16 protein-coding genes are annotated in these 22,166 nt (G+C 71.7%); 5 read left to right on the forward strand and 11 right to left on the reverse strand.

Features of this window, described 5'->3' with window-relative positions; all coding sequences use genetic code 11:
- Positions 1-585: 585 nt before the first annotated feature.
- The gene (gene lexA, locus ACFCXS_RS34565) at positions 586-1,365 is read left to right on the forward strand and encodes a transcriptional repressor LexA (RefSeq protein WP_104781284.1); all 780 of its coding nucleotides are present in this window, start codon (positions 586-588) and stop codon (positions 1,363-1,365) included.
- 173 nt (positions 1,366-1,538) lie between these two features.
- Here the strand turns inward: lexA and ACFCXS_RS34570 are convergent, their stop codons facing one another.
- The 4 genes from ACFCXS_RS34570 to ACFCXS_RS34585 form a co-directional block, all read right to left on the reverse strand.
- On the reverse strand, positions 1,539-3,515 hold the full coding sequence (locus ACFCXS_RS34570) for an ATP-dependent DNA helicase (RefSeq protein ID WP_376647324.1): 1,977 nt from the start codon (positions 3,513-3,515) through the stop codon (positions 1,539-1,541).
- Positions 3,516-3,733: 218 nt separating this feature from the next.
- Positions 3,734-4,534: a GNAT family N-acetyltransferase gene (locus tag ACFCXS_RS34575; RefSeq protein WP_376647325.1), complete on the reverse strand. Its 801-nt coding sequence runs from the start codon at positions 4,532-4,534 to the stop codon at positions 3,734-3,736.
- Positions 4,535-4,617: 83 nt separating this feature from the next.
- Entirely contained in the window at positions 4,618-6,642 is a 2,025-nt protein-coding gene (locus ACFCXS_RS34580) for an IucA/IucC family protein (RefSeq protein ID WP_376647326.1), read from the reverse strand.
- A 412-nt stretch (positions 6,643-7,054) separates the two neighbouring features.
- A complete protein-coding gene (locus ACFCXS_RS34585; RefSeq protein WP_376647327.1) occupies positions 7,055-8,602 on the reverse strand; it encodes an aminotransferase class III-fold pyridoxal phosphate-dependent enzyme in 1,548 nt (515 codons plus the stop codon).
- 330 nt (positions 8,603-8,932) lie between these two features.
- Between ACFCXS_RS34585 and ACFCXS_RS34590 the strand changes: the two genes are divergently transcribed.
- Together ACFCXS_RS34590 and ACFCXS_RS34595 are read left to right on the forward strand one after the other, a co-directional pair.
- Complete coding sequence (locus ACFCXS_RS34590; protein WP_376647328.1) at positions 8,933-10,156, forward strand: trypsin-like serine peptidase; 1,224 nt, start codon at positions 8,933-8,935, stop codon at positions 10,154-10,156.
- Positions 10,157-10,532: 376 nt separating this feature from the next.
- Positions 10,533-11,735, forward strand: a complete 1,203-nt coding sequence (locus ACFCXS_RS34595; protein ID WP_376647329.1) for a trypsin-like serine peptidase — start codon at positions 10,533-10,535, stop codon at positions 11,733-11,735.
- A gap of 99 nt (positions 11,736-11,834) precedes the next feature.
- Here ACFCXS_RS34595 and hflX read toward each other — a convergent pair whose 3' ends face one another.
- The 6 genes from hflX to miaA form a co-directional block, all read right to left on the reverse strand.
- On the reverse strand, positions 11,835-13,328 hold the full coding sequence (hflX, locus tag ACFCXS_RS34600) for a GTPase HflX (RefSeq protein ID WP_376647330.1): 1,494 nt from the start codon (positions 13,326-13,328) through the stop codon (positions 11,835-11,837).
- A 209-nt stretch (positions 13,329-13,537) separates the two neighbouring features.
- Entirely contained in the window at positions 13,538-15,049 is a 1,512-nt protein-coding gene (locus ACFCXS_RS34605; RefSeq protein ID WP_376647331.1) for a M1 family metallopeptidase, read from the reverse strand.
- Positions 15,050-15,275: 226 nt separating this feature from the next.
- The gene (locus ACFCXS_RS34610; RefSeq protein ID WP_376647332.1) at positions 15,276-17,450 is read right to left on the reverse strand and encodes a RelA/SpoT family protein; all 2,175 of its coding nucleotides are present in this window, start codon (positions 17,448-17,450) and stop codon (positions 15,276-15,278) included.
- A gap of 296 nt (positions 17,451-17,746) precedes the next feature.
- On the reverse strand, positions 17,747-18,619 hold the full coding sequence (gene dapF / locus ACFCXS_RS34615) for a diaminopimelate epimerase (RefSeq protein ID WP_376647333.1): 873 nt from the start codon (positions 18,617-18,619) through the stop codon (positions 17,747-17,749).
- A gap of 75 nt (positions 18,620-18,694) precedes the next feature.
- A complete protein-coding gene (locus ACFCXS_RS34620; protein ID WP_376647374.1) occupies positions 18,695-19,222 on the reverse strand; it encodes a hypothetical protein in 528 nt (175 codons plus the stop codon).
- Positions 19,223-19,330: 108 nt separating this feature from the next.
- Complete coding sequence (gene miaA, locus ACFCXS_RS34625; RefSeq protein ID WP_376647334.1) at positions 19,331-20,269, reverse strand: tRNA (adenosine(37)-N6)-dimethylallyltransferase MiaA; 939 nt, start codon at positions 20,267-20,269, stop codon at positions 19,331-19,333.
- Between the two features lie 182 nt (positions 20,270-20,451).
- Here miaA and ACFCXS_RS34630 point away from each other — a divergent pair, with 182 nt between their 5' ends.
- Both ACFCXS_RS34630 and ACFCXS_RS34635 read left to right on the forward strand, forming a co-directional pair.
- Entirely contained in the window at positions 20,452-20,748 is a 297-nt protein-coding gene (locus tag ACFCXS_RS34630) for a hypothetical protein (RefSeq protein WP_376647335.1), read from the forward strand.
- 26 nt (positions 20,749-20,774) lie between these two features.
- The gene (locus tag ACFCXS_RS34635) at positions 20,775-21,173 is read left to right on the forward strand and encodes an antitoxin (RefSeq protein WP_376647336.1); all 399 of its coding nucleotides are present in this window, start codon (positions 20,775-20,777) and stop codon (positions 21,171-21,173) included.
- Positions 21,174-21,363: 190 nt separating this feature from the next.
- On the opposite strand, the gene ACFCXS_RS34640 is transcribed toward ACFCXS_RS34635, so the two are convergent.
- Complete coding sequence (locus ACFCXS_RS34640; protein WP_376647337.1) at positions 21,364-22,077, reverse strand: class III extradiol dioxygenase subunit B-like domain-containing protein; 714 nt, start codon at positions 22,075-22,077, stop codon at positions 21,364-21,366.
- Positions 22,078-22,166: the final 89 nt, after the last annotated feature.

Consider the following 22,166-nt stretch of genomic DNA (forward strand, 5'->3'; position numbering starts at 1 on the left):
CCTCGCCGGGCATCTTGCGCCCCACGAAGCAGCCCCAAGCATAGGCGATGACCATGGGCCTCGAGACCCGGGGGACCACAACTTATGGGCTGCGGATGTAATCCAACCACTAGATGTGGGGATTGGCTCATACATGCACGCCCATCTCGCGTGTCGCACGCGTAGGCGCAGGTGACGGGCGGCGGCTCCCGCTTCACGGGCACGTGCACACCCCGGGCGCCACTGCCGGCGCCTTCGCCCGGAGCGCGTCGGCATCCGCTCCCGCACGGCCGTATCGCCGCGGCGCATGCGGAGATACCGTGGGCGCCGCAAGGAGGGGGCGTGGGACTCCCGCGCAGATGAGGGCTGGTCCCCGGGTCCGGGGATGCCGGATGGCAGACTGGGCCACAGTCCACGAGGCGATCACCCCGGCGGTGAAGAGTACAGCAATGGGCCCTTTTGCCCGCCCGGTGACCCGGCCGCTAATACACCCGGACACACGATCGCGTCCGACGATTCGCGTTTTTTCACTCGAACGTGTGTTTGGCGCAACCTTTCGAAAGCAACTACCGTTGTCCAGCAGGGAGACCATCGAGAGGGGCCGACGTGACCACCACCGCAGACAGTGCCGCCATCGCTGCCCAGGACCGCTCCCAGGGCCGACTGGAGCCGGCGCATGCGATGAACGAAGCCACGAACCCTGAGGGGCACAAGCGCTCCCTGCCGGGCCGACCTCCCGGCATCCGGGCGGACAGCTCGGGACTCACCGATCGCCAGCGCCGGGTGATCGAGGTCATCAGGGACTCCGTGCAGCGACGGGGGTACCCGCCGTCGATGCGGGAGATCGGTCAGGCTGTCGGCCTTTCCAGCACCTCCTCCGTCGCACACCAGCTGATGGCACTGGAGCGCAAGGGCTTCCTGCGCCGCGACCCGCACCGCCCGCGCGCCTACGAGGTGCGCGGCTCCGACCAGGCCGCCTCGGTGCAGCCCACGGACACCGCGGGCAAGCCCGCCGCGTCCTACGTGCCGCTGGTCGGCCGGATCGCCGCAGGTGGCCCGATCCTCGCCGAGGAGTCCGTCGAGGACGTCTTCCCCCTGCCCCGCCAGCTGGTCGGCGACGGCGAGCTGTTCGTCCTCAAGGTCGTCGGTGACTCGATGATCGAGGCCGCGATCTGCGACGGCGACTGGGTCACGGTGCGCCGTCAGCCGGTCGCCGAGAACGGCGACATCGTGGCCGCGATGCTCGACGGCGAAGCCACCGTCAAGCGCTTCAAGCGCGAGGACGGCCATGTCTGGCTCCTGCCGCACAACGCGTCCTACGAGCCGATCCCCGGCGACGATGCGACCATCCTCGGCAAGGTGGTGGCCGTGCTGCGCCGCGTCTGACAGCGCGCACGGCGTCGGGCGGGCCCCGCGGGCCCGCCCTCTTGACCGGGCCCCGGGACCCCTGCGCCGGTTCCGGGGCCCTGCGCTGTCCGGGGCGGTTGTCGAACCTCAGGACTCAGTGGTTCGTGCACGTGGGGGCCGACCGACGGCTGAGCCGCCGGCCGGCCCACCGCTCATTCTTCTTCCGCCTGCTGGGCCGCGGAGTCGATCGCCGCGAGCGACTTCCGTACCTGGTTCCGGTCCGTCGTGAACCAGAAGTCGGGCAGCGAGGCCTTGAGGTAGCTCCCGTACCGGGCCGTCGCCAGACGCTGGTCGAGGACGGCGACCACGCCCCGATCCCCGGATGCCCGTACGAGCCGACCGGCGCCCTGGGCCATGAGGAGCGCGGCGTGGGTGGCGGCGACCGCCATGAAGCCGTTGCCTCCGGCGTCCTCCACGGCCTTCTGGCGAGCGCTCATCAGAGGATCGTCCGGGCGCGGGAACGGAATCTTGTCCATGACGACCAGCTGGCAGCTGGGGCCCGGGACGTCCACGCCCTGCCAGAGCGACAGTGTGCCGAATAGGCAGGTCTTCGGGTCGGCCGCGAAATTCTTGATGAGCTCGCCGAGCGTCTCCTCCCCCTGGAGCAGGATCGGGAACTCGGGGATGCGGGACCGCAGTTCCTCGGCGGCCAACTGGGCGCCCCTCATGGAGGAGAACAGGCCGAGGGTGCGGCCGCCCGCCGCCTGGATCAGCTCCGTGAGTTCGTCGAGCATGTCCGCGCGGTCACCGTCTCGCGCGGGACGCGCCAGGTGTTTGGCGACGTACAGGATGCCTTGCTTGCGGTAGTCGAAAGGCGAGCCGACGTCGATGCCCTTCCACTTCGGGACGTCATCACCCTCGGTGCCCTCCGGGGCGAGGCCCAGGGAGGCACCGACACCGTTGAAGTCACCACCAAGCTTCAGCGTCGCGGACGTCAGCACCACGGAGCGGTCAGCGAAGAGCTTCTCGCGCAGCAGCCCGGAGACGGACATGGGCGCGACGCGCAGGGAGGCACCGAAGCGGTCGTGCCGCTCGTACCAGACCACGTCCCACTCGGAGCCGTTCGTGATGCGCTCCGCCACGTCGTGCACGTTCTCCACGGACGCCAGAGCCTGCTTACGGACGGCGTCCTCGTCCTGGACGGACTTGTCGCGGGTCGTGCCGATCGCGGAGATGACCGTGCGGCACGCGTCCCGAAGGGCCATCAGGGCGTACCCGAGGTCCTCGGGAATCTCTTCCAGACGGCCCGGCAGCGCCAGCTCCATCAGCCGTTCGAAACCCTCGGCGGCGGTCTGGAGCTGGTCGGCGGCCTTCTCGTTGACCAGTTTCGCGGCACGGCGCACCGCGCGGTTGACCTGGCCGGGGGTGAGCTCGCCGGTGGCGACTCCGGTGACCCGGGAGACCAGCTCGTGCGCTTCGTCGACGATCAGCACCTCGTGCTGCGGGAGGACCGGGGCGCCCTCGATGGCGTCGATCGCGAGCAGCGCGTGATTGGTGACGACGACCTCGGCGAGCTTCGCCCGCTCACGGGCCATCTCGGCGAAGCACTCGGCACCGTACGCGCACTTCGACGCGCCCAGGCACTCCCTGGACGACACCGACACCTGAGCCCAGGCCCTGTCCGAGATGCCGGGCGTGAGGTCGTCACGGTCGCCGGTTTCGGTCTCGTCGGCCCAGTCGCGCACCCTCAGCAGGTCCTGGCCCAGCTTGCTGGTGGGCGCGGCGGCCTCGAACTGGTCGAAGAGGCCCTCCTCCTCGTCCTGCGGGACACCCTCGTGCATACGGTGCAGACACAGGTAGTTCGACCGGCCCTTGAGCATCGCGAACTCCGGGCGGCGGCGCAGGAGTGGGTGGAGCGACTCGACCGTTCTCGGCAGGTCGCGCTCCACCAGCTGGCGCTGCAGGGCGAGCGTGGCGGTCGCGACGACCACACGCTCCCCGTGCGCGAGCGCGGGCACCAGGTAGCCCAGGGACTTTCCGGTGCCGGTGCCGGCCTGGACCAGCAGGTGGGAGCCGTCGTCGATCGCTTCCTCGACGGCTTGGGCCATGGCCACCTGACCGGGGCGCTCCGTGCCACCGACGGCAGTGACGGCGGCGTGCAGGAGTTCGGGAAGTGAGGGCTTCGTCATAGCGCGACCACCCTACGACCCTGCACTGACAAACGGGTGATCAAGGCGGGTGCGGGGGACGGGATCAAGGCCGTGGGCTCCTCGGGAATGGGCCGTGAACGGGGGTCGTCCGGCCGGGACGTCGAGTCGTGGCACGGCCGTTCGAGAGATTGGCGCGGCGGACGGGAACTGTCCCGGCACGGGCCGCGTTCAATGAGTGATGGCGCGGTGACACAGCGCTACAAAAGGTGCCGGATGGGCCGGTCTCGGACCATGAGAGCGGCTCGCTTGGCGGTCAGGTCGACTTCGGCGGAGAACCGGAAACCGGCGGTCAGGAAAGCGGCGATGGAAGGGGTGTTGCGAATGTCGGGTTCCGCGATGACCCGTGCGCAGGAGGGCCGCTGCGCGAGGACGAGGTCGGCGACGGCCCGGAGCAGCAGACCGCCCAGGCCGCGCCCGCGGTCTGCGACCCCGCCTAGCAGGAGGTGGACCCCCGTGTCATGAGGCCGGGCGGGGTAGTGCCGGGCCAGCGGGTCCAGATCCGCCCGGTAGATCTCCCAGTAGCTCATCGGTGTTCCGTCCAATAGGCCGAGGCACGGAGCGCTGCGCCCGTCTCCGGCCAGCTGGGCGCGCAGGTGGTCCCGTGTCACCTCCTGCGGTCCGGCCAGGTCCCAGAACTCCGCGGCGGCGGGGTCGTTCATCCAGCGGCTGATGAGCGCCAGGTCGTGTTCGATGCGCACGGGGACGAGGTGGAACCGGCCTGCGGGCGTGTCTGCCGGGCTCCATGCGGCGATGTGGTCGAGGCCGTCCCCGCCGTCGAGCTCGGCGGCGGTGCCGGCCGCGACACCTGCGAGGTCACTGGCTGCACTCGGCCTGGTATCGGAGTCGACGCCCTGCCCGGCAGCGGTGTCGGCTCCGGACCCGGCGCCTCCGGTCACGGCGGTCACGGCGGTCACGACAGAGTCAGCAGCCACGGCGGCGCCGGTGCCGACGCCGTGGGTGGCGATACGGCTCCCGGCGATCGGGGTGGCGGGAGGCACCGGACGCTCCTCTCAGGAAGGGGGTGGCATGTCCTCAGGGACGAAGGAGATGGGTCAGCGGCGGTCAACGGGGATCAGAGCGGTCAGGAGTGCAGGGGGTTGTCGATCGTGACGTAGACGGATTGGGTGTCGACGGGGCCGACGAGTTCGTCGAGGCCGTGCAGCCGGGTCAGCAAGTTGGCCTTGCAGCGCAGGACGGGTGAGTCGAGCAGCAGGGCGGGCAGGGTGGTGCGCAGCCGGGACGGGCCGGAGGCGAGGTGCCCGAGGAAGCGCCGGAAGGCGGCGAGCAGCAGCCGCTCGTCGGCGAGCCCTTGGGAGCCGAAAGCGCCGATCAGGCCGAGCACGTTGTTGATCACCAGGTAGTACATGAGCCGCTCATCGGTCACCTGGTCGCAGACGAACGTGTCGCTCCGCTCGCCGATACCGGGCAACCGGTCGTCGAGGTCCTGGCGCCGGGATGCGCGGAAGTAGTAGCCCTGGTTGTCGCGGTAGCGGCCGCCCGTGGGCCAGCCGTCGGCGTCCAGCAGGAGCAGGGTGTTCTGCTGGTGCGCTTCCAGTGCGACGCCGGCCTCGCCGTCCAGCCAGAGGACGGGACGGACCACGTGGGCCAGGTAGCGGAGGAACCACTCGGCGGCGACGGCTGAGCGGGGTCGGCCGGTGCGGCGGGCCAGGCGCGTGACCACCTCGGCCAGTCGGGACAGCAGGGCCGGGCCGTGTGGGTCGGGGCGCCCCGGGGCACCCTCCGGCGCGGCCGGGGTGCATGGGTGCGGCGAGAGGAGGCCGGCGACGCAGGACACGTCGTCGGAGGGGCTGAACGGATTGTGGCGGATCACCACGTCCAGTCCGGGCACGGGGTCGCCGTCGGGGGTGTCGACGGCGAGCCAGGCCGGGTCCCGGACGATGTCGAAGCACGGGTGCGCGGCGTGCCACTGCTGCCCGAGGCCGCTGCGGAGCAGGCGGTGGACCTCGACGCCGCGGTGCAGTTCCTTGCGGAGGTTCTCACGGCGGGAGTTGGTGATGCGCAGGCCCAGCGAGAGCTTGAGCATCGCGGGGGCATGGGTTCGGTAGACGGTTCGTACGGAGGAGGTGGGGTGCCAGGCCGGGCCGTGGGTGCCGAGGTCACGGAGCAGTCCGGTGTCCAGCAGGGCAGCGGTCTGCGGGCGGCGCCGGACCTCGTGTGCCTGCCAGGGGTGCAGGGGCAGCAGGGCGTACCCCTCCGGCAACCGCGCTCCGGCCCCGGCAAGCCGGGCGGCGAGGAGGGGTGCGGCGACCGGGCGGCCGCGTTCGGTCCAGGAGGAGTCGGTGGCCAGCACGGAGGGGGCGACAGCCATCCAGTGCAAGGGGAAGGAGCCGCGCGACTCGGGTGAGTAGAGGGGTGCTTCGGCCTCGGTGAGGCCTTCGCGGCTCTTCGGTGTGGGGTGCAGGGGGTGTCCGAGGACGAGTGCCTGTTCGGCGGACAGGAAGAGGTCCGGGTAGTCGGCCGGGCGTTCCCGGCGGTCGGTGATGAATCCGGCGACACGGCGCAGGGAATCGGCAACACCTGCGACGAGTCCGACGCCGTCGACGGATCCGGATGGCGCGGAGTCGGGCGCGTGCGTGGGGACGGAGGGGGCGTGGGCACGGCTGGTGCCGGGCGTGTGCGTGGACGTCTCCCTGGTGAGCAGGGCGGCGATGGTGACCGCGTCGGCGGGTGGAGCCGTCTCGGGAGCATCGGCGAGACGAGGAGGGCCGAAGCGGTGCCAGCCCGTCGGGGACCAGTAGCGCACCGGTGCGAGGAGACTCGTACCGCTGGCGGGAAGGGGGATGTGGAGGACGCCGTCGGCCGGGTCGGGCGCGTTGGTCTCGCGCGCCCAGCAGCGGAGCAGGTTCTCCACGGCGGCGGCCTGGGCGACGGTGTGCGGGTCGGGATGCTCCAGTGGGTCACCGTCGTGGCCGGCGCTCGGCTCCTGGGCGGGTTTCGCCGCCGGCCGGGGGTGAGGGACCAGCGGGCTCGGCGACGCTGCCGACGGCCAGGCTTCGGCGGAGCTTTGTCCCGAGGCAGGGGCGTGGTCGTCGGGGTGGGGCGTGAAGTTCACGGCAGGTACCTCATGGGGTGGTTCCGGGATCATGCGGGTGGGGGCTGCGGGACGAGGAGCCGGACTCCGCACGGCATGCGGTGCGCGAGGCCGAGCGGTGGGCGGACGGGTGTGCGGGGTCTAGCTGCGGGCGGACGGGGGTGCGGGGCCACTTCGCTCGGCGTGCCGGGCGAGTGGCCGTCAGGACTCACGGCGCTCGGCGTGCCGGGCGTGTGGCCGTCAGGACTCACGGCACGCGGCTTGCGGGGCTCACACGGTCTGCGGGACTCACAGCCGGCGGCGCGTGAGGCTGGTGGCCAGCGGGGCTCACGGCCCACGGCGTGCAGGGTTCATGACGCGCGGCCGTCATGGCTCATGGCGCGTGGGCGTCCGGCGAACGGTGGCGCACCCCTGGTGCGCAGGCATGCCGCGCGGACTTTCACGCTCGCCGTGCAGGTCACCGAGTTCACGGTGCGGCTGCCGTGCCGGCACCACAGTCCCGAGCCGCCGCCCCGACCGCGTCGGCCAAGCGGTCCATTACGGCGGCCGCTTGTTCATCGGTGATGGTCAGGGGCGGCAGCAGGTGGACGACGCTTGCGTGCGGGCCGCCGAGTCCGACGATGAGGCCGCGCCGGAGACACTCCCGCTGGACCGCAGCAGCCGGTCCGGGAGCGGCGGGGAGGGGCCCGGGCCCGCTGCCCGGCCTCGCCGACGCCTCCATGCCGCAGTGCGCAGTCCGGGCGGCGCCGGGGTCGCCGGGTTCCCTCTCGCCCTCGGGATCCATCAGCTCAACACCGATCATGAGCCCTCTCCCCCGCACATCAGCGACACAGGCGAAATCGGAGACGAGCTGCTGGAGTTGGTTCAGCATGCGTGCCCCGAGGGTCGCCGCGCGCTCGGCGAGGGCGTTCTCGCGGACGTGGGCGAGGGTCGCCGTGCCGGCGGCCATGGCGAGCTGGTTGCCGGGGAAGGATTCGGCGGAGGTGCCGGGTTCTCCGACGTCGAGGTCGTCGCGGTAGACCACGACAGCCAGCGGCAGGCTGCCTCCGATGGCATCGGAGAGAACCATCACGTCGGGGGTCACGCCACTGTGCTCGACCGCCCAGAAGGCACCGGTCCGGCCCACCCCGGTCCGGATCTCGTCGGCGATCAGCGGGACGGACCGGTCGGCGGTGAGCCGGCGCACGCGCCGCAGCCAGGTGTCGGGGACGGGGATCACCCCGCCTTCACTCCGGACGGGCTCGATGATCACCCCGGCGGGCAGCGGCGCCCCGGCGGCAGGGTGGTCGAGGAGAAACTCGGTCCAACCGGCGGCGAGGTCGGGCCCGGGCTCGCCCCTGGCGCCGAGGGAGCAGAGATCGGACCCGCGCTCGCCCCCCGCACCGAAGGAGCAGAGATCGGACCCGGGCTCGCCCCCGGCACCGATGGCGCAGCGGTGGTCCCGCGGGTCGGGCAGTCGGGTGATCCGTGCGCCATGTGCCTCCGCGGAGGTGACGTCGAAAGCCCTGGCGGTACTTCTGTCACCGGCGCCGGTGAACGTCACGAGGCCGTTCCGGCCGGTCGCCGCGCGGACGAGCGCGTAGGCGGTCTCGACGGCTTCGCTGCCCGCCGGCCCGCAGAACCGCACGTGCGCCCGATCCGCGAGGCCCCGTGGCAGAGTGCGCAACAGTTCGGTGAGGAAGGCGTCCTTGACGGGGGTCGCCAGATCGAGGGCGTTCAGAGGTGCGCCGGAGTCGAGCACCTTGCGGAGGGACTCCAGGACGACCGGGTGATTGTGGCCGAGGGCCAGGGTGCCGGCGCCGGAGAGGCAGTCCAGGTAGCGGCGGCCGTCCGCGCCCTCGATGGTGAGTCCCCGGGCCCGCACCGGAACGATCGGCAGGGCACGGGCGTAGGTCCGGGCGGCGGATTCGCGGGCGGCTTGGCGGCGCAGGAATCCTTCGTGCGCGGAGCGGGGGGCAGGTGCGGTGTCTTCCCGCGCTCCGCCGAGGGGGGATGTCGCCTGCCCGCGCCCCACAGAGGCGTCCTCTGGTGCACAACCCCCACGGATGGATTCCGCCACGACTTCTCTGACCTCCCACTGCGCACGGGCACAGAGGACCGCGCGCAGACAGCAGGCCCCCCACCGCTACCAACCCCGGACCTCTCACGGGGTTACGGGTTGCCTCAAGATCCTTTCCGTGACGGAACTGTTGCGGATCCGTCGGGTCGCCCCCACAGCCACCGCATAGTGTGTGATGCCGTTCCCGGACACCGCGAGGTGGCCCCGAACTTCCCGCGAGGCAGCGGGAATCGGGGCCGAAGCCCGGTTCGTCCACGTTCGTTCCGCACCAGGGGGAGTCAGATCATGCGATCCACACGGCCGTCGTCCCATACCGTCCGAGGGGGGAGCGCGCGCCGCAGGAACTCCCCCGTCCTGGCAGCCGTGGCCCTGGCCTCGGCACTCGCCCTGACCGCCACCGCCTGTGAGTCGGGCGATGCGACGGCTGACGGTCAGGCCTCCGCGTCCGCCACTGCCTCCGACGACGGCAAGCTCAAGATCCCGGCCGACATCAGGGAGCGGCTCCGCGAGCACGGGATAGACATCGACAAGTGGAAGAACGGCGCCTGGAAGAACTGGGACCGGGACGACTGGCTGCGCGAGGCGAACGAGTACGTCAACCCGATCATCGAGGGGCTCTGGAACCCGGACCGCATGCGGGAGGCCGAGGAGCCCGACCAGGACGTCGACGCGGGCGAGATCGCCGAGGACCAGGGCAAGACCGACCCGACGCCCGCTCCCGTCCCGGCGCGGGCCGTGCCGCCGTCGTACCACGCCGACTCGCCCACGGCCGGCAAGGTGTTCTTCGACTCCCCCGAGGGCTCGGCGGTCTGCTCGGCGACCGTCGTGAAGGACCCGGCGCACCCGGGCAAGTCCAACCTGGTGTGGACGGCGGGCCACTGCGTGCACGCGGGCAAGAAGGGCGGCTGGTACCGCAACATCGCGTTCGTGCCGTCGTACAACGACGACGGCAAGCCGATGGCGGAGCTGGAGAACGCCACCCGCGAGGACGTCGCTCCCTACGGCGTCTGGTGGGGCGACTGGGCGCGGACCTCGGACCAGTGGATCGAGCAGGGCGGTTCGACGGGCGGTGACGGCGCACCGTACGACTTCGCGGTCATCCATGTCACGCCGGAGAAGGGCAGTGGCGGCAAGTCGCTGGAGGAGACGGTCGGTTCGGCGCTGCCGGTCGAGTTCAAGGCGCCGGCGGTGCCCCGGGTGAAGCGCGTCGTGGCGATGGGCTACCCGGCCGCCAAGCCCTACGACGGCCAGAAGCTGTATGAGTGCGAAAGCCGGCCCGGGCGGCTGTCGATCAACGCATCGGATCCGACGATGTACCGCATCGGCTGCAGCATGACCGGCGGTTCGTCCGGCGGCGGCTGGGTGGCGACCGGTTGGGACGGCAAGCCGGCGCTGGTGTCCAACACCTCGATCGGCCCGGCGACCTCGGGCTGGCTGGCCGGACCGCGCCTGGGTGACGTGGCCAAGGGCGTGTACGACTCGGTCAGCAAGAAGTTCGCCGGTCGGTGACGGCCCACTGAACCACGCCGTCGACGGCGGCCGCGTACCCGCACCCGGACGCTCCGCAGCTGCGCCGCGCACCTTGCTACTCCCGGGGGGCTGCGCCGCCCACCCTGACGCTCCGGGCCGCGCCGCGCAGCCGAACGATGCGGGCCGCGCCGAGTGCCCGGAGCGTGCCCGGCGCAGCTGAGCCCCCTGGCGTATGACATCGCCCCGGGGGCTCTGGGAAACCTTCACCGGCTCACCCCGGTACACCCTCAACTCCCCGGGCATAGTGGGGAGTCGCGCGGAGCCACCGGTTGCCGCGCCCATGCCGTGCCCACGCGGCACCTGCACTGAGCAGGACCAGCACCACTCAGTACGCACCAACGGGGGTCATCGCAGCATGCGTTCCACATCCACGCCCGCACCGAGGCGCGGACGGCGTACCGTCCTCGCCGCCGTCGGGCTCGTCGCCGCCCTGGCGCTCACCGCGACCGCCTGTGGCGGTTCCGGGGATTCGGCGAGTGACAAGCCCGACGCCACCAGCTCCCAGTCCTCCGCGAACGGCGGTGGCGAGGCCAAGATCCCGGCCGATCTCGCGGGCAAGCTCAAGGAGCACGGGATCGACGTCGACCGTTGGAAGAACGGCGGCTGGAAGGACTGGGACAAGGACAAGTGGCTCAGTGACGCCAAGGACTTCGTCAACCCGGTGATCAAGGACCTCTGGAAGCCGGAGCGGATGCAGTCCGCCGACGAGGCCGACAAGAGGGTCACGACGAAGGACGCGTCGGCCGGCCAGGGCGTCAGCGATCCGGATCCGGCGCCGGTCCGGGCACAGGCCGAGAAGACGCCGTACCACCGCAATGCGGCGCCGGTCGGCAAGGTCTTCTTCGACTCCCCCGACGGACCGGCCGTCTGCTCGGGCACGGTCGTCAAGGACGTCAACCATCCGGGCAAGTCCAACCTGGTGTGGACGGCGGGTCACTGTGTGCACGCAGGCGGCAACGGCGGCTGGTACCGCAACATCATGTTCGTCCCGGCCTACAACGACCTCGGCAGGTCCGAGGCGGAGCTGACCAATGCCAACCCGGCGGAGATCGCCCCGTACGGCAACTGGTGGGCGAACTGGGCCTCGACCTCCAACCAGTGGATCAAGGGCGGTTCGGAGACCGGCGGTGACGGAGCCGCGTACGACTACGCCGTGCTGCATGTGAAGCCGGAGCAGGGCGCCAAGTCCCTGGAGGAGACGGTCGGCGCCGCGCTGGACGTGGACTTCTCCGCCCCGTCGGCGGCCGAGGCCGCGAAGATGGGCGCCTGGGGCTACCCGGCCGCGCCGCCCTACAACGGCGAGAAGATGTTCAGGTGCATCGACAGCCCCGGCCGGTTCTCGCTCAGCCCGTCCCTGCCGACGATGTACCGCATCGGCTGCGACATGACCGGCGGTTCCTCCGGCGGCGGCTGGTTCCGGGTCCTGAACGGCAAGTCGGTGCTGGTCTCGAACACCTCGATCGGCCCGGCCGACAACACCTGGCTGGCGGGTCCGCAGCTGGGCCGCGACGCCGAAGCGCTCTACCAGAACATGAGCAAGACCTACGGCGGTCAGTGATCCGTACATGCTGAAGGCCCGCCCCCTGTGACAGGGGGCGGGCCTTCTCGCGTTCAGGGCGAGACCCGCCCTCAGGCCAGACGCGCGCTCAGATCGGACTCAGAGCGCCGGCGCCGGAGCGTACGGCGTGAGCTCCGCAGCCAGTTCCTCGTGCACCCGCACCTTGAGCAGAGTGCCCTCCGGGGTGTGCTCCTCGGAGATCACCTCGCCCTCGTCGTGCGCGCGGGCGACCAGCTTGCCGTGCGTGTACGGCACGAGCGCCTCGACCTCGACCGACGGGCGGGGCAGCTCGTTGTCGATGAGCGCGAGCAGTTCCTCGATGCCCTGGCCGGTGCGGGCCGAGACCGCGATGGACCGCTTCTCGACGCGCAGCAGCCGCTGGAGCGTCAACGGGTCGGCCGCGTCGGCCTTGTTGATCACGACGATCTCGGGCACGTCGGTGGCGCCGACGTCCCGGACCACCTCGCGCACGGCGGCCAGCTGCTCCTCCGGGAACGGGTGCGAACCGTCGACCACGTGCAGGATCAGGTCGGACTCGCCGACCTCCTCCATCGTGGAGCGGAACGCCTCGACCAGGTGGTGGGGCAGATGGCGTACAAAACCGACCGTGTCGGCCAGCGTGTACAGCCGTCCGCTCGGCGTCTCGGCCCGGCGCACGGTCGGGTCGAGGGTCGCGAACAGGGCGTTCTCGACCAGCACACCCGCGCCCGTGAGGCGGTTGAGCAGCGAGGACTTGCCGGCGTTGGTGTAACCCGCGATGGCCACGGACGGCACCTTGTGACGCTTGCGCTCCTGGCGCTTGATCTCGCGGCCCGTCTTCATCTCCGCGATCTCCCGGCGCATCTTCGCCATCTTCTCGCGGATCCGGCGCCGGTCCGTCTCGATCTTGGTCTCACCGGGACCACGGGTGGCGAGGCCGCCGCCCTTGCCGCCGCCCATCTGCCGGGACAGCGACTGACCCCAGCCGCGCAGTCGCGGCAGCATGTACTGCATCTGCGCGAGCGCGACCTGCGCCTTGCCCTCTCGGGACTTCGCGTGCTGGGCGAAGATGTCCAGGATCAGGGCCGTGCGGTCGATGACCTTGACCTTGACGACGTCCTCGAGGTGGATCAGCTGACCGGGGCTGAGCTCACCGTCGCAGATGACGGTGTCAGCGCCCGTGTCGACGACGATGTCGCGCAGTTCTTCGGCCTTGCCGGAGCCGATGTAGGTGGCCGCGTCCGGCTTGTCGCGGCGCTGGGTGACTCCGTCGAGCACCAGCGCACCGGCCGTCTCGGCGAGGGCGGCGAGCTCCGCGAGGGAGTTCTCCGCGTCCTGCACGGTTCCCGAGGTCCAGACGCCGACGAGGACGACCCGCTCCAGTCGGAGCTGGCGGTACTCGACCTCGGTGACGTCCTCGAGCTCGGTGGAGAGGCCCACCACACGGCGCAGGGCCGCGCGGTCGGAGCGGTCGAACTGGTCGCCGTCCCGCTCTCCGTCGATCTCGTGGCTCCAGGCGACGTCCTCTTCCATCAGGGCATCGGCCCGAAGACCCTCGGGGTGGCTGTGCACGAAGCGCTTGGAGTCCTGGGAAAAGGAAGAAGAGGAGGTCATTGGATCCTTACGTAGGTCGGAAACCGTTCACTGCCTGCAACGCACGGGCGGTCCGGGAGATTCCCGGTGCTCCGTGCCGCGCCGACCTGAAGATGGTCGCACGGCACGGGGCGTCTCGTCACCGTGTTATCGGGAGGGCGCCCACGCCCGCCCGGCCTGCTCCGCGGAGGCCTGCTCAAGGGGGGGGCTGCGGCCTCGGGCGCACTGCTTCAGGAGGTCTGCGGCCCCACGGCGTCCGGCGATTTCGCGGCGGCCTCGGGCTTCCAGTCCGGGTGGCCCGGCATCGGCGGGGTCTTCTCGCCGTAGAGCCAGCCCTGGAAGAAGCCGCCCAGGTCGCGCCCGGAGATCTCGGCGGCGAGCCGGAGGAAGTCCTCCGTCCCGGCCGTGCCGTCCCGGTGCCGCTCGACCCAGGCGCGTTCCAGGCGTTCGAAGGCCGCGCGGCCGATCTCCTGGCGCAGGGCGTAGAGGACGAGCGCCGCCCCGTCGTAGACGTTGGGGCGGAAGATGTCGGTCTTACGGCCGGGGTCGGGCGCCTTGGGCGCGGCGGGGGGTCCGCCGGTGGCGCGCCAGCGGTCGGAGGTCCCGTAGGCGGCCTTCATCCGGTCCCGCATCGGCTTGCCGCCCCGCTCCTCGGCGTACAACGCCTCGTACCAGGTGGCGTGCCCCTCGTTGAGCCACAGATCGGACCAGGTGCGGGGGCTGACGCTGTTGCCGAACCACTGGTGGGCCAGCTCATGGACCATGATCGACTCGACGTACCACGAGGGGTGGGACCGGTCGGTGAACAGATCACGCTCGAAGAGCGAGAGCGTCTGGGTCTCCAGTTCGAAGCCGATGGAGGTGTCGGCCATGAGCAGGCCGTACGTCTCGAAGGGGTAGCGGCCGACCTTGTTCTCCATCCAGGTGATCTGGCCAGGGGTCTTCTCCAGCCAGGGTTCGAGCGCCTCGCGGTGCTCGGTCGGGACGACGTCCCGTACGGGGAGTCCGTGCGGGCCGGTGCGGTGCAGCACCGTGGAGCGGCCGATGGAGACCTGGGCGAGCTCGGTGGCCATGGGGTGCTGGGTTCGGTAGGCCCACGTCGTCGTCCCGTTCGACTTCTCCGTTCCGGCGGGCAGGCCGTTGGCTACGGCCGTGTGCCCGTCGGGTGCCGTGACCCGGATGGTGAACATCGCCTTGTCGGAGGGGTGGTCGTTGCACGGGAACACCAGGTGCGCGGCGTCGGCCTGGTTGGCCATGGCGAGGCCGTCCGCGGTGCGCACCCAGCCGCCGTCGCGGCCCTTGGCGGGCACGGGGTCACTGGTGTGCCGCACGGTGATCCGCATCCACTTGCCGTCCGTCACCGGCTTCTCGGGCGTGATCACCAGGTCCTCGCCGGCGGTGTGGAACTGCGCCGGGTCGCCGTCGACCTCGACGGACTGGACCGTGCCGTGGGCGAAGTCCAGGTTGACGCGGTCCAGGTCGGCGGTCGTCCAGGCGTCGATGGTGGTGACGGCCCGCAGCGGCTGGCTGTTGCTGCCCGGGTAGGTGAAGGAGAGGTCGTACGACGCCACGTCGTAGCCGGGGTTGCCGAGGTACGGGAAGAGCCGGTCGCCGACGCCGAGCGGTACGGCGGGGGCGCTCGCGGCGACGATGCAGACGGAGACGGCCGACGTGAGCAGGGCGGCGGCGGTCCGGCGCCGCCGGGTGGGGGCGCCGGCCTGGCTGTGGAGGGTCAGGAGCATGCCCCATGGCTATCAGCGGGCGACTGAACGTCACGGACGGCGCGCTTCCGCCCCACCCGAACCGGGGACCGGGGCATGCGCCGGGTGCCGCCCCGGCGGTTCGGCGCGGCCGCACGCGACGGTCGTCCGCGGCCGGGTCAGCACCGGGGCGACACCGCGGACCCCACGCGGTCAGCCCGGGCAGGCCGTCCGCAGGGGCGCCCGGGCCTGCTCGGCGCGGGTCGCGTCAGCCGCCCTGGGGCTGCGGCTGCGCCCTGCTGACGTCGTACACCCCGGCCACGTCCCGCATCGCGCGCATCAGGCCTGGCAGATGGCCGGCGTCGGGAAGCTGCACGGTGTAGGTGTGCCGCACCTGCTGCTGGGTGGGAGGCTCGACGGTCGCCGAGACGATCTCGGCACCCTCGGAGGCCATGGCCTCGGTGAGGTCGGCCAGCAGATGCGGACGGACGAACGATTCGGCGACCAGCGTGACCCGGCACTCGGCGGTCTCTCCCCAGCGCACACCTACCTCCGTGCGCCCCCCGTCCTTCATGCGCGCTACCGCGGCGCACTCCACGCGGTGCACGGTGACCGCTCCCCCGCGTACGGCGAAGCCGGTGATCCCGTCGGGCGGGACGGGCGTACAGCAGCGGGCGAGCCGGACACTCGCGCCGGGCAGGTCGGCCAGGACGTTGCCGGTGGCGGAGCGGTCGGCGGGCTGTTCGGGCGACGGGTCGGGCTCGGGGACGTCGGTGGGCCGGATGCCTGTCCGGTTCTCCGCGACCCGCGCCTCGCTCTGCTGTGACTCCGCCTGCGCCGGATGGGCGGTCAGCCACCGCTGGATGGCGATCCGGGCCGCGGGAGTGTGCGCGTGCTCCAGCCACTCCCGGGAGGGCTCCGACGCCGGGTCCTGGCCCATGAGGAGCTGAACGGTGTCGCCGTCCTTCAGCACGGTGCTCAGCGTCGCCAGACGGCCGTTCACCCGGGCCCCCAGACAGGCGTGCGCGTCCTCCCCGTACTGCGCGTACGCGGCGTCCACGCAGGTTGCGCCCTCGGGCAGGCCGAGGGTGCCGCCGTCCGGCCGGAAGACGGTGATCTCGCGGTCCTGGGCGAGGTCCTCACGCAGGGTCGACCAGAAGTGGTCGGGGTCCGGTGCCGCCTCCTGCCAGTCGAGGAGCCGGGAGAGCCAGCCGGGGCGGGTGGGGTCGACGCGCTCGCCGTCGGCCGGGTCCTCGGGGGCCGGTGCGTAGGGGTTGCCGAGAGCGACGACACCCGCCTCGGCGACCTTGTGCATCTGGTGCGTGCGGATGAGGACCTCGACGACCTGGCCGTCCTCGCGCGCCACGGCCGTGTGCAACGACTGGTAGAGGTTGAACTTCGGTACGGCGATGAAGTCCTTGAACTCCGAGACCACCGGCTTCATGCAGGTGTGCAGTTCGCCCAGGACGGCGTAGCAGTCGGCGTCCTCGTTCACCAGGACCAGGACGCGGCCGAAGTCGGAGCCGCGGAGCCGGCCGCGTTTGCGGGAGACGCGGTGCAACGAGACGAAGTGGCGCGGGCGGATGAGGACTTCGACGGGGATGTCCGCCTCGCGCAGCACCCCGCGCACCTCGTCGGCGACCTCGGCGAGGGGGTCGTCGGTGCGGGCCGCGTTGCGGACGATCAACTCCCGGGTGTGGGCGTACTCCTCGGGATGCAGGATCGCGAAGACCAGGTCTTCCAGTTCGGTCTTGAGCGCCTGGACGCCGAGCCGTTCGGCGAGCGGGATGAGCACGTCACGTGTCACCTTGGCGATGCGCTCCTGCTTCTCGGGGCGCATGACGCCGAGGGTGCGCATGTTGTGCAGCCGGTCGGCGAGTTTGATCGACATGACGCGGACGTCGTTGCCGGTGGCGACGAGCATCTTGCGGAAGGTCTCGGGCTCGGCGGCGGCGCCGTAGTCGACCTTCTCCAGTTTGGTGACGCCGTCGACGAGGTAGCGGACCTCCTCGCCGAACTGGTCGCGGACCTGGTCGAGCGTCACGTCCGTGTCCTCGACGGTGTCGTGCAGCAGCGACGCGGTCAACGTCGTGGTCTCGGCACCGAGTTCGGCGAGGATCAGGGTCACGGCGAGGGGGTGGGTGATGTACGGCTCGCCGCTCTTGCGCATCTGGCCGCGGTGCGAGGACTCGGCCAGGACGTAGGCGTGACGCAGGGGTTCGAGGTCCGCTTCGGGGTGGTGGGCACGGTGGGCCTCGACGACATGGCTGATGGCGTCGGGCAGCCGCCCCCTGGCGGCTGGGCCGAGCAGGGCCGCGCGGCCCAGGCGGCGCAGGTCGATCCGGGGGCGGGCCTTTCTGCGGGTGGCTGTCGGTGTCACTGCTCCTGACACCGCACCCGGCATCGGGCCTGGGGTCACGGAATTCGTGGCCTCCGCACTCATGGGCACCTCCGGCTGCGTCAACCGGCGGACGGGCGCCCCAGAGCGGACATGGCTCAGGGGGCGGCTTCGGTCCCCCGTCCGGGCCGGTGCTTGATGCTACCGAGCCCACCACGCCCGACTGACCGCCTCTCGCCGAGCGTGAAACTGATCACCCATTCGAGGGAAGAATGTGAGGTTTGCACCCCTGCATCGAGTGGGCTTCGTGATGCAGTTCTCGCCAAGTGGCCGAATATCAACGGTGACTTCGGGCCGCCCGGCTGAAGATGCCCGCGTGTTTCAGGACGACACGCCCCGGCTCACGCGGACGCCGCGGTTTCCAGCCACTCCGCGTCGATCTCGCCCTCTGCCACGATCACGGCCGGGCCGGTCATCTCGATCATGCCGTCGGCCCGCTCGGTGATCACCAGGGTGCCGCCGGGGACGTCCACGGTGTAGGTCGCGGGGACGCCGGTGGTCTTCGGGTCGGCGCCGTCACGGCGGGCGGCGGCCACGGCGACGGCGCACGCGCCCGTACCGCACGAGCGGGTCTCGCCGGAGCCGCGCTCGTGCACCCGCAGGGCCACGTGCCCGGGGCCGCGGTCGATCACGAACTCGACGTTCACACCGTCCGGGTAGGCGGTCGCCGGGCTGAAGGGCGGCGGGGAGAGCAGGTCACCCGCGTGCGCCAGATCCTCCACGAAGGCGACCGCATGGGGGTTGCCCATGTTGACGTTGCGCGCGGGCCAGCTGCGCTCGCCGACGCTCACCGTGACGTCGCCCTCGGGGAGCACCGCGCGGCCCATGCCGACGGTCACGTCACCGTCCTTGGCGATGTGCACGGCCTTCACTCCTCCGCGCGTGGCGACCGCGAGATCTCCCTCGGTCACGTGACCGGCGCGCTGGAGGTAGCGCGCGAAGACCCGCACGCCGTTGCCGCACATCTCCGCGACCGAACCGTCGCCGTTGCGGTAGTCCATGAACCACTCCGCCTCGGCCGCCATGCCCGCCGCCTCCGGGTGCGCGGCGGAGCGCACCACGTGCAGCAGGCCGTCACCGCCGATGCCCGCGCGCCGGTCGCACAGGGCTGCGACGGCGGCCGGAGACAGGTCGACGGCGTTCTCGGGGTCCGGGACGATCACGAAGTCGTTCTCGGTGCCGTGACCCTTGAGGAAGGCGATCCGCGTGCTCATGCCTCGATCGTAAGGGGTGCCCACGACAACGCCTCGGCGTCCCTGCGACGGCGTTCCCGCAGCCCATACAGGGGGTCAGCGCAGCCGCGCCACACGCCACACGGCGAGGACCACCACGACAGCCACGACCAGGGCGTACGCGAGGGCGACCCGCCAGTCGGGTCTGCGGCCGGAGCCGCGGGCCGGCAGGCCCGGCCAGGTGTGGCCGACGCGGCGGGCGGCCATCATGCCCCACCCGGCCGCGCACGAGCAGATCAGCAGGCCCAGCATGGCGATGACGGCCCCGCTGTCGCCGAAGTCGAAGGCGAGCGGGAACGCGAACATCAGGGAACCCAGCGCCGCGAGGCTCACGATGGGCGCCAGCTGCCAGATCCGGAGCCGGCGCTGCGGGCGCAGCTCGACCTCGACCTCGTCTGCGAACATCTCACCGGGCTCGGGACCGTCGTCCGTCACACCCTGCGTCTCGTCGGGCCCGTCGGAGCTGAGTTGCTCCGTCTCCTGCTCCGACGCGTTCTGCTCCGACGCGTCCCCGCGCTCCGTCTCATCCCGCTCGGCGGTGATGTGATCGGTGCTTCGTGCGGTGTCGCGAGGGCCGGCCTCCATCGCCACGCGCCCTCCCAACTAGGACTTTGCTCGGTCGATCGAAGCTCGATGATGGCACGCCACCGAAGGACCGGATGACGGCCTGGGCGTCCCGATGCCATGACGTGATCAGGCTGTGACCGGTCGTTCGACCAAGGACATCGCGAGCTGCGGAAGTTCCGTGAGATCGGCCGCCGCCCCACTCAGCCAGTGCACCCGCGGGTCGCGCCTGAACCAGGAATCCTGGCGGCGCGCGAAGCGCTTGGTGGCACGCACGGTCTCGGCCCGTGCGTCGTCGAGCGTGCACTCCCCGGCGAGCGCCGCGAGCACCTGCTGGTAGCCGAGTGCGCGCGAGGCCGTACGCCCTTCGCGCAACCCCTGCGCCTCGAGCGCGCGCACCTCGTCCACGAGGCCGGCGTCCCACATCCGGTCGACCCGGCGCGCGATGCGCTCGTCGAGTTCGGGGCGGGCCACGTCGACGCCGATCTGAAGGGTGTCGTACACCGAGTCGTGGCCGGGGAGATTGGCCGTGAAGGGCCTGCCGGTGATCTCGATCACCTCGAGGGCACGGACGACCCGGCGGCCGTTGCTCGGCAGGATCGCGCGGGCCGCCTCGGGGTCGGCGGCGGCCAGGCGGGCGTGCAGCGCACCGGAGCCGCGCAGCACGAGCTCCTCCTCCAGCCGGGCGCGGACCTCGGGGTCGGTGCCCGGGAACTCCAGGTTGTCGACGGCCCCGCGCACATACAGTCCGGAACCGCCGACCAGGATCGGCCAGCGCCCCTCGGCGAGCAGCGCCTCGATCCGCTCGCGGGCCAGGCGCTGGTACTCGGCGACGGACGCCGTGACGGTCACGTCCCAGATGTCCAGCAGGTGGTGGGGGACGCCGTCACGCTCCTCGGGCGTCAGCTTGGCGGTACCGATGTCCATCCCTCGGTAGAGCTGCATGGAGTCGGCGTTGACGACCTCGCCGCCGAGGCGCTGGGCCAGGAAGACGCCCAGATCGGACTTTCCGGCCGCAGTCGGTCCGACGACGGCGATGACGCGGGGGGCGGGGGGTGCACTGCTCACCGACCCAGTCTCGCAAACCTCCAACCCTGGTCTCGAACGAGTTACGTGACGCGACGGACGCGGGGTCGTTGCCCGTTGCGAGGTTCCTGCCGCCGGATCACAGAGGCGGCAGCCCGGGCCGCGCAAATTGACGCACCGGGCAACGCGGGATTTCGCCCGCACGAGTAACGTATGGAGTGGATATGGGCGTTTTTGCACGACTTCTCCGGCGGTCGAAGGCCACGGCGGAGACGCCTGCGACGGCCGAGGCTCAGAACGACACGGCGAAGGCCGGGGCCGAGGCGGCGACGGCCGGGGCACAGTCGGCTGAGGCCGCCGAGACCGCCGAGGTGAAGGGCGACGACGAAGCCAGGGAAGCGGCGGAGCCGGCTGCCGAGGCCACTCCCGAGGTCACCGAGTCCGAGGCCGTCGACATCCCCAAGCAGCTGTCCACCGAGAAGGCGGCCGACAACGAGGCCGGCGAGGGCGCCCGTAAGTGACCGCCCCGCGCGAGGGAAGGTGAGCCATGGGTCTCATGGACAACGTGAAAGCCAAGCTGGGCCCGGCCAAGGGCAAGGTCTCCGACCTCGCACAGAGGCATGAGGGCAAGATCCATCACGGTCTGGACAAGGCCGCTCAGGCCGTCGACAAGACGACCAAGGGCAAGTACAGCGACAGGATCCAGTCGGGCACGGGCCGGGCCAAGGGCGCCATGGGCCGACTCACGCACCATGGCGACGGCACACCGGAGACGGGCGGCACGACGACGCCCGGCGCGGCCGGCACGACGACGCCGCCCGGCACAGGCCGGACGGCACCCTCACGGGACGCGGCTCCCCCGGACGCGCATCCGTCGGCGGACGCGGCTCCCCCGACGGATGCGGGCGGCACTCCGCCTCCGGAGGCACCACCGCCCACGTCCTGAGTCCGCTTCCGGCGCCCAGGACCCGAGCGCGTGCCGGAGCGCGCATCGGCACACCGAAGGACACATCGGCGGGCGGCCGCGGAGTTCGAGAGCTCCCGGCCGACCGCCGTTCCCCCGTCCTGCGCCTTGCGCCTTGCGCCTTGCGGGCTGTGGCCTACTGAGTCCGCATACCCGCTCTCTGCGGCCCGGTCTACGACCAGGCGGCCACGACGTACCCCACGCCGTACGGCGCGTCCTCGTACAGCAGTGAGCCGCCGAGGTCCGCGCCCTCGGCCGCCCCCGCCAGGACCTGCCAGGGAGCCCGGCCGGAGACCTTCAGCTCATGGGCCAGCCCGGTGTCCAGCGTGGTGAGTGCGGCCAGGTCCGCCGCGCCGAGCGCCCGTGCGACCTCCGCGTCGAAGGGCGCCGCCCGTTCGTCCAGGTAGCCCGGGGCCTTGAGCGTCCGGCACGCGCTGGCGTCCCCCATCACCAGCAGGGCCACGCGCTCGTCCAGGGCGGCGAGCTCCCTCCCGGACCGCACGCACCGCTCGGTCGGGCAGGACTCCCCCACCCCGAGTCCCTCGACCGGGGCGTCGGACCACTCGGTCCGCTCCAGCAGCCAGGCGGCCACACCGAGCGAGTACGGCAGCCGCGCTTGTGTGTCCGCGCCCTCGGCCTCGCCCAGCCGCACGTCGAGGTCGACGCCGAAACCCCGGAAGGACCCCGGCGTTCCCGCGGGGTAGTTCTCGGGCCCGGCACCACCGACGGGTCCGACGACCACGAGCCGTCCCGGCCGGGCGGCGGCGAGCACGCCCAGCGCGTCCGTGCAGGCGGCCCGCGCGGCATCCAGCTCCGGGGTGGCGCCCGCGGCGACCTCGGGGACCAGGAGGGGCGGGCAGGGGCAGGCAGCGGCGGCGACAAGCATGATCGGCAGGGTAACTCCCAGGAGCCGCTGTCACCGCACAGGGCGGCGGCGGCCCGGCTCAGCCGCAGCCCGCCCGCCAGCCACTACCG

The organism is Streptomyces sp. NPDC056373 (assembly GCF_042262425.1).
GTDB lineage: Bacteria > Actinomycetota > Actinomycetes > Streptomycetales > Streptomycetaceae > Streptomyces.

Excerpts from the sequence above, each read along its gene's own strand:
- ACFCXS_RS34570 (WP_376647324.1), bottom strand. The coding sequence starts at position 3,515 with ATGACGAAGCCCTCACTTCCCGAACTCCTGCACGCCGCCGTCACTGCC.
- ACFCXS_RS34580 (WP_376647326.1), bottom strand. The coding sequence starts at position 6,642 with ATGATCCCGGAACCACCCCATGAGGTACCTGCCGTGAACTTCACGCCC.
- ACFCXS_RS34590 (WP_376647328.1), top strand. The coding sequence starts at position 8,933 with ATGCGATCCACACGGCCGTCGTCCCATACCGTCCGAGGGGGGAGCGCG.
- ACFCXS_RS34595 (WP_376647329.1), top strand. The coding sequence starts at position 10,533 with ATGCGTTCCACATCCACGCCCGCACCGAGGCGCGGACGGCGTACCGTC.
- hflX (WP_376647330.1), bottom strand. The coding sequence starts at position 13,328 with ATGACCTCCTCTTCTTCCTTTTCCCAGGACTCCAAGCGCTTCGTGCAC.
- ACFCXS_RS34605 (WP_376647331.1), bottom strand. The coding sequence starts at position 15,049 with ATGCTCCTGACCCTCCACAGCCAGGCCGGCGCCCCCACCCGGCGGCGC.
- ACFCXS_RS34610 (WP_376647332.1), bottom strand. The coding sequence starts at position 17,450 with ATGAGTGCGGAGGCCACGAATTCCGTGACCCCAGGCCCGATGCCGGGT.
- dapF (WP_376647333.1), bottom strand. The coding sequence starts at position 18,619 with ATGAGCACGCGGATCGCCTTCCTCAAGGGTCACGGCACCGAGAACGAC.
- ACFCXS_RS34620 (WP_376647374.1), bottom strand. The coding sequence starts at position 19,222 with ATGGAGGCCGGCCCTCGCGACACCGCACGAAGCACCGATCACATCACC.
- ACFCXS_RS34630 (WP_376647335.1), top strand. The coding sequence starts at position 20,452 with ATGGGCGTTTTTGCACGACTTCTCCGGCGGTCGAAGGCCACGGCGGAG.
- ACFCXS_RS34635 (WP_376647336.1), top strand. The coding sequence starts at position 20,775 with ATGGGTCTCATGGACAACGTGAAAGCCAAGCTGGGCCCGGCCAAGGGC.
- ACFCXS_RS34640 (WP_376647337.1), bottom strand. The coding sequence starts at position 22,077 with ATGCTTGTCGCCGCCGCTGCCTGCCCCTGCCCGCCCCTCCTGGTCCCC.